Below are 1891 nucleotides of genomic sequence, written 5' to 3'. Positions count from 1 at the left end.
CCGCAAAGCTCGCCACTAACCTTGGTGGGCTGCAAGGTCTATAGGTTTCGCTTCGCCCGCCACTGGCTCCTCCCAGCCGAACCCGCCTCGGCCGCCGGCTTCGCCCCACGGATCGGCCAATCCACCGGGGGCCTTGGACCGCGTGGCCGACCGCGCGCTTGTCGACCTCACCCCTGGCATGTACCCTAATCATGCCTCGCGACCGGACGGGGGAGGACTGCTTTGGGTACGATGTTCGTCGTGGACGCCTCCGTTGTGCTGGCGGTGGTGCTGAACGAACCTGAGAAGCGTACGCTGGTCAGGCTGACCCGCAACGCGGGTCTTTTGGCACCCGGCTGCTTACCCTGGGAGGTCGGAAACGCGTTTTCTGCGATGCTTCGAAGAAATCGCCTCTCCCCTCCCCGAGCCATAGAGGGAATTCGCGCGTTCGAGAGAATCCCGGTTCGATACGTGAGCACCAACCTGGAGGCGTCGCTGCGAATCGCGGCAGACTTAGGGATTTAGGCCTACGATGCGTACTACTTGGAATGCGCCATTCGCAACAGACTCCCGTTGCTCACGCTGGACCGCCGCATGCGGGAGTGCGCTTTGCGCCTAGCCGTCTTGGCCCCGGAGATTACAGCATGAAGGTCTACACGTACACAGAGGCGAGGCAGAATCTCGCTCGAATCCTGGAAGAGGCCCAGTCGGCCGGCAAAGTGCTCATTCAAAGAAGAGATGGGTCGGTATTTGCCCTGATGCCGGAACCCACCGGACGCTCTCCCTTGGACGTGGACGGGATCGAAGCCGACGTCACGTCGGAAGACCTGGTCCGCATTATCCGCGAAGGGCGCGAACGGGCCGCCTCGGTTGGAGAACCGAAGGAGTGATGCCGAGCTCAAGAAGGCGCTACCTGGCGCATGCGAACAAGGGCGGCAGGGGGACAACTGGCGCGGGTCGTTTGACCGTGCGGACGTTAGGACGCGTGGACGTGCGGACGTAACGGCCTAACGTCCAGACGTCCAAACGTCCCGAGGTCCCAACGTCCTCGTGTCCCAACGGCGCGCGAAGCGCCTGAACCGCTCCCCGTCCACGCTTTCCGGCCGTTCCGATTGGGGCGTCAGATCGAAACGTCGCGCTTGCCCACAAGACGTTAACTGTGGTTTACATGGGGGCCGAAGAGTCCTAGCGTTGGCTGATGATCGAGATTCTGAGGAGCGAGACCTTCGATCGCTGGCTTCGGGAACTTCGGGACCCGGTGGGTGTCGCCCGGATCAACGCACGCTTACGGAAGGTCTCGCTTGGACACATGGGCGATGTGAAGGCGCTCGAACAGGGCGTGTGCGAACTGCGAGTCTTCCACGGCCCCGGGTACAGGATCTACTTTCTCCGACCGGACGAACGCACGGTTGTGCTGCTGTGTGGCGGAGATAAATCTTCGCAGAAGAGGGACATCCAGCGCGCCAAACGCCTGGCCAGGGAATGGAGAAGATAACGGATGCCAGAGAAGTTCACCCGTTGGGACCCGGTTGACTACCTGAAAACGCCGGAGGACATCGCTCGCTACCTCACCGCCTGTGTCCACGAGGACACCGGAGACGGGAAACTCATTCAGGCGGCTCTCGGGGATATCGCCCGCGCCCGGAACATGGCCAGCCTCGCCCGAGCCACGGGGCTGAGCCGCGAAGGGCTTTACAAGGCCCTGTCGGAATCCGGGAATCCTCGGTTTGCGACGATCCTCAAGGTGGCCCGGGCGGTCGGGCTTGAGGTGGAGTTCCGCCCCGCCACAAGGCCCGAAGGCGTAGAGGGCGACTGACTCCCCCCGATTCGGTCGTGGAGCGCGGGTCGTTCGACCGTGCGGACGTTGGGACGCGTGGACGTGGGGACGGGCCAACTGCCGCCGCTTCCGAGG

General features: G+C 63.4%; 3 protein-coding genes. All 3 read left to right on the top strand.

The window, feature by feature from the left end:
• Positions 1 to 623 precede the first annotated feature (623 nt).
• The 3 genes from ACYQ8L_RS18425 (at position 624) to ACYQ8L_RS18415 (ending at position 1795) form a co-directional block, all read left to right on the top strand.
• Positions 624 to 869 carry a type II toxin-antitoxin system Phd/YefM family antitoxin gene (locus ACYQ8L_RS18425; RefSeq protein ID WP_459943283.1) on the top strand — a complete coding sequence of 82 codons (246 nt, stop codon included), beginning with the start codon at positions 624 to 626 and terminating at the stop codon, positions 867 to 869.
• A gap of 308 nt (positions 870 to 1177) precedes the next feature.
• Positions 1178 to 1474 carry a type II toxin-antitoxin system RelE/ParE family toxin gene (locus ACYQ8L_RS18420; protein WP_459943282.1) on the top strand — a complete coding sequence of 99 codons (297 nt, stop codon included), beginning with the start codon at positions 1178 to 1180 and terminating at the stop codon, positions 1472 to 1474.
• A 3-nt stretch (positions 1475 to 1477) separates the two neighbouring features.
• Positions 1478 to 1795 carry an addiction module antidote protein gene (locus ACYQ8L_RS18415; protein ID WP_459943281.1) on the top strand — a complete coding sequence of 106 codons (318 nt, stop codon included), beginning with the start codon at positions 1478 to 1480 and terminating at the stop codon, positions 1793 to 1795.
• The last annotated feature ends 96 nt before the right edge of the window (positions 1796 to 1891 follow it).

Source organism: Deferrisoma palaeochoriense, assembly GCF_054656955.1.
Note: the sequence above shows the minus strand (reverse complement) of the source record. Positions and strands in the feature narration are given on the sequence as shown.

Coding starts and splice junctions, on each gene's coding strand:
- ACYQ8L_RS18425 (WP_459943283.1), top strand. CDS start 624: ATGAAGGTCTACACGTACACAGAGGCGAGGCAGAATCTCGCTCGAATC.
- ACYQ8L_RS18420 (WP_459943282.1), top strand. CDS start 1,178: ATGATCGAGATTCTGAGGAGCGAGACCTTCGATCGCTGGCTTCGGGAA.
- ACYQ8L_RS18415 (WP_459943281.1), top strand. CDS start 1,478: ATGCCAGAGAAGTTCACCCGTTGGGACCCGGTTGACTACCTGAAAACG.